General features: G+C 73.1%; 5 protein-coding genes and 1 pseudogene. 4 read left to right on the top strand and 2 right to left on the bottom strand.

The genetic code is table 11. The annotated features are described in order from the left end of the window. A pseudogene (locus ACQKIP_RS40750) lies at positions 1-401 on the top strand (LysR family transcriptional regulator); the annotation flags it as partial. After that, a complete protein-coding gene (locus tag ACQKIP_RS40745) occupies positions 391-963 on the top strand; it encodes a GNAT family N-acetyltransferase (protein ID WP_365857066.1) in 573 nt (190 codons plus the stop codon). The pseudogene ACQKIP_RS40750 and the gene ACQKIP_RS40745, both read left to right, overlap by 11 nt. A 9-nt stretch (positions 964-972) precedes the next feature. On the opposite strand, the gene ACQKIP_RS40740 is transcribed toward ACQKIP_RS40745, so the two are convergent. Further along, positions 973-1,458, bottom strand: a complete 486-nt coding sequence (locus ACQKIP_RS40740; protein WP_365857068.1) for a DUF5709 domain-containing protein — start codon at positions 1,456-1,458, stop codon at positions 973-975. A 133-nt stretch (positions 1,459-1,591) separates the two neighbouring features. Continuing rightward, on the bottom strand, positions 1,592-2,851 hold the full coding sequence (locus tag ACQKIP_RS40735) for a PP2C family protein-serine/threonine phosphatase (RefSeq protein ID WP_365855943.1): 1,260 nt from the start codon (positions 2,849-2,851) through the stop codon (positions 1,592-1,594). Between the two features lie 252 nt (positions 2,852-3,103). Between ACQKIP_RS40735 and ACQKIP_RS40730 the strand changes: the two genes are divergently transcribed. After that, entirely contained in the window at positions 3,104-3,283 is a 180-nt protein-coding gene (locus ACQKIP_RS40730; protein ID WP_361184020.1) for a hypothetical protein, read from the top strand. Between the two features lie 103 nt (positions 3,284-3,386). Then, positions 3,387-4,415 carry a PHP domain-containing protein gene (locus ACQKIP_RS40725; RefSeq protein ID WP_365855945.1) on the top strand — a complete coding sequence of 343 codons (1,029 nt, stop codon included), beginning with the start codon at positions 3,387-3,389 and terminating at the stop codon, positions 4,413-4,415. Positions 4,416-4,428 lie beyond the last annotated feature (13 nt).

The raw sequence follows: 4,428 nt of genomic DNA, 5'->3' as shown, positions 1-4,428 counted from the left end.
CGTTCGACCGCACCGGCCTGGACACCGAGACGCTGACCACCGAACCGCGCGTCGCGGCCCTCGCCACCGCCCACCCGCTCGCCGCCCGGCACCAACTCTCCCTCGCCGACCTGGGGCTGCGCCCCGGCGACCTGGACCGCTACCTCGACGACAGCTGCGGCGAGAGCCGCGACCTGGCCCAACTGCTCATGCACGTCGCCCTCGGAGGCACGGTCCCGCTGCTGCCCGCCTCCGTCGCCGCCCGCTATCCGCGCCCCGGAGTCGTCTACCGCCCGGTCCCGGACGCACCCCCCGCGGTCCTCGCCGTCGCCTGGCCGCAGCAGTCCCGTTCGACGGCCACAGCCGCCCTGGTACGCGCCGCCGCGTCGGTGGCCGAGGAAGTACGTGACCATGCCCCTTGAGGTGCGCCCGGCCGAGGTCTTCGAGGATGTCCGCGCCGTGATCGGCCCGAAGTCGCCCGGTGCCAACGTCTGCTGGTGCCTGAGCTACCGGATCCCCTCCAAGCTCAACAACGAACTCCGCGGCCCGGACCGCGGCGAGTACGTCGCCGGGCTGTTCCGCGCCGATCCCCCGCCGGGGGTGCTCGCCTACGACGGCGACGAGCCGGTGGGCTGGGCGGCCGTGGCGCCGCGCGCGCAGACGTCCTTCGCGCGCAACCGGAAGATCCCGCACGTGGACGACTGCGCGGTCTGGTCCCTGTGGTGCGTCCGCGTACGCCCCGGCCACCGCAAGCAGGGCATCTCGCACGCGCTGATCGCCGGCGCCGTCGAGTTCGCCCGTGCCCACGGGGCACCTGCGATCGAGGCGTATCCCCTGGACAACGGCGACGCCAGGGTCGACCTGACGATGGCGTACGCCGGTCTCCGCAAGAACTTCGAACGGGCCGGTTTCACCCACGCCGCCGACACGACGTCCGTCCTCGCCGGTCATCCGCGGGTCCTGATGCGGCTGGGGCTGCGCTGACCCGGACCGTCAGCGTGCGTCGTCGGAGTCCCCGTCGATGAGGTGCACCGCGGCCTCCTCGGCGGAGGCAGCCCCGCCGTCGATGCCCATGTCCTCGCCGATCATGTCCTGTTCGGCGTCGTCCTCCGCGTCTCCGCTGGCCCCCTCGTCCGGAGCGAACAGGCGCCCGGCGCGGGCATCTCCCACCTCCGCCTCGTCGATCAGCTCGCCGTCGGTGTCCGTCGTGTCGCCGATGCCGTCCTCCTCGTCGGCGGCCCCGGGAAATTCGAGCGCGGGGTCCGGCCGCTCCTCGGAGAGGCGTTCGCTCAGGCTCTCGCCGTCCTGCTGCTCCTGCGCGGTGGTGCCGGTGTGGGCCACTCCGAGGGGTCGCTCGGGAGGCGACCAGCCCTCGTCGTAGGGATCCGCCCCACGATCGCTGAGCGTGTCCTCCGCGTCGAGGATGCCCTCGTCCTCGCGGACCTCCTCCGCGTCGGGCTGGTAGACCTCGTCGCCCATGACCTCGTCGTTTCCCACGGTGCTCGTCCTCCTCCATGCGCGACTGATGCTGGTTTCCTGCCGTGTATCCACCCTGATCCAGAACACACGTTCCGGCATGCCGAAACGGCAGTCGCGGCGCCGGGTGCGCAGGTCACCGGGTGTTCGGCGGGCGCCACTCCAGGAGCAACAGCGTGGCGTCGTCACGCAGTTGGTTGTCCTGCCGGTCGAGGATGGAGTGAATGAGCTGGCGCAGCGCCTCCGGCGCCGGTTCGCCCGCGGCGGTGGCGCGGATGATGCTGTCCGTGAAGCGCTCCAGGCCGAACTCCGCGCCGCCCCTGGTCCGCAGCTCGGTGACCCCGTCGGTGTACATCAGCACCCGGTCGCCCGGCTCCAGCGCCTCCTCGTGCACCTGCCACGTCACTTCGGCCAGCGAGGCGGGCGTACCCATGGGCGGCTGCGGCGGACGCTCGAGGGCACGGTCGAGGACGCGGTGGTCCCGGATCAGCAGGGGCGGCGGATGGCCGCAGTTGCACCACCGCAGTACGCCGTCGGCCAGGTCGAGCTGGGCCAGGACCCCCGTGCAGAACTGCTCGGGAAGCCACTCGGCCAGCGCGTGCTGGATGGTGTCGACGAGCTGGGGCAGTTCGGCCTCGGCCCGGCGGGCGTTGCGGCAGCCGGCCATCGCCACGGCGGTCGTCAGTCCCGACGCGAGGTTGTGGCCCATGGCGTCCAGGATCGCCACGTGCAGGGTCGAGGGGGTCAGCGAGTGGTCGAAGGCGTCACCGCCGATCTCGTACGCCGGTTCGAGCACGGCGGTGGAGATCACATGGGAGTTGCCGATCGTCCGGGGCGGCAGGAAGGCCCGCAGCATCTCGGCGGGCAGCTGCATGGTCTCGCACCGCGTCCGGCGCGCGAAGCTGTCGCTCGCCGCCCGCTTCGAGGTGATCGTCATGGCCAGGACGGAGGCCAGCATGCGACAGCGCCGCAGCAGTGCGACATCGATGGCCGGGCCGGTGGCGCCGATCACGCCGAGGCGCTCGGCGCCGTCGATCAGCGGCAGCCAGGCGACGATCCTGCCGTGGACCAGCTCCTCGACGCGCAGCGCGTGCGCCCGATAGGCCGAACCGGCGACGGTGGTGTCAACGTCCAGGGGAAGCGGCCCGTCGGCCAGCGGCACGAGCAGCCGCTGCTGGATGTCCACGAGGTACACGTCGATCCGGTCGAGCCCGGCGGCGTCGGCGAACCGCTGGGCAAGGTCGGGAAGCTCCATCGGCGCCGCGGCATGGGCCGACGCGAGCAGCTGCTCGAACAATTGCTCACCGGGGCCCGGCTGCCGGGGACCCGGCCTGCCGCGGCCGGGGCGCCCCTGGCCGGGATTGTCGGGTCCGGTCTGGCCGGGCTGGCTCGACATTCTGTGATCACCGCCTCATCAGCAGTCTCACATCGGGGCCCGGATCCCGCCCGGCCTCGGGCGTGCGGGGCGCGCATTTCGCCGACGACCGCCGGAATTCCGGCCCACGCGCGCTCTGCGTGCTCCACCCGGTCGGCCGTCTCAGCGATCGACCCCGGTCCGCAGAGTCCCGCCAGGGCAGCGTAAGGTCGCGGACCGGCCGCATGCGGCCACACCGACCCAGACAGTCAGCCGAACAAGGAGCCGCTGGTCATGCCAGCCAATGACGCCGCTCAGGCGCCGATCTACGACACCCTCGTCCAGGAGCACGGCGACGTTCTCGCGACAGCACGCCAGGCCGCCGAGGAGACCCAGCAGAGAGCCGAGGCGGTCCTTGACTTCAGGGGGCCGATCGCGGCCGTCCCGGACGCCCCGGCCGCCGAGTCCGCCTAGGCGTCCGCGGCGGGCCTCCGGGCTCCTCGCGTGCCCCGCGGCCCTCGATGGGCCACGCTGGAAGCACACGTACGCCGTCGCCGTCCGACGGCCGGAGGTGCCGATGGACCCCGTAGAGGCGCTGGAGCGGATCGCCTTCCTGCTGGAGCGCGGCAGCGCACCGACCTACCGGGTGCGGGCCTTTCGCACCGCGGCCGCGGTGGTCGGCGAACTGGACGACGGCGAGACCGCGCGGCGGGTCGCCGATGGGTCCCTGGAATCGCTCAAGGGCATCGGCCCCAAGACCGCCGGAGTGATCCGTGAGGCGCTGGCCGGCCAGCTGCCGGGGTATCTGGAGCGGCTGGAGGACGAGGCCGGCGCACCGCTCGCCGAGGGCGGCGCGAAGCTGCGGGCGCTGCTGCGGGGGGACTGCCACCTGCACTCCGACTGGTCCGACGGCGGCAGCCCCATCGAGGAGATGGGCCGTGCGGCCCGTGACATCGGCCACGAGTGGGCCGTGCTCACCGACCACTCGCCGCGGCTGACCATCGCGAACGGCCTGTCGCCGGAACGGCTGCGCGAGCAGCTGGCGGTGGTGGCGGGGCTCAACGAGCGCTGGGCGCCCTTCAGGCTGCTCACGGGCATCGAGTGCGACATCCTCGACGACGGGTCGCTCGACCAGGAGCCCGAGCTGCTCGACCAGCTCGACGTGGTGGTCGTCTCCGTGCACTCCAAGCTGCGCATGGACGCCGCCGCCATGACGCGCCGCATGGTCGCCGCCGTCAGCGATCCGCGGGCCGACGTGCTCGGACACTGCACGGGCCGGCTCGTCACCGGGCGCGGCAGGCCACCGTCGCAGTTCGACGCGGACGCGGTGTTCGCCGCGTGCGCGGCGGCGGGCACGGCCGTGGAGATCAACAGCAGGCCGGAGCGGCTCGACCCGCCGCGCGGGCTCCTGCGCAAGGCCGTGGACGCCGGAGTGCTCTTCTCCGTGGACACCGACGCGCACGCGCCCGGGCAGCTGGACTGGCAGGTGATCGGGTGCGCGCGGGCCGAGGAGTGCGGGGTGCCGGCCGAGCGCGTGGTGACGACCTGGACGGCAGAGAAGCTGCTGGCCTGGACGGGGGAGAGCCGGGCCGCCGGCCGGGCCTGACCCGGTCAGGACC

It is taken from the genome of Streptomyces sp. NPDC059900, from assembly GCF_050270335.1.
Classification (GTDB): Bacteria; Actinomycetota; Actinomycetes; order Streptomycetales; family Streptomycetaceae; genus Streptomyces.
This window is presented reverse-complemented; position numbering and strand designations above follow the sequence as displayed.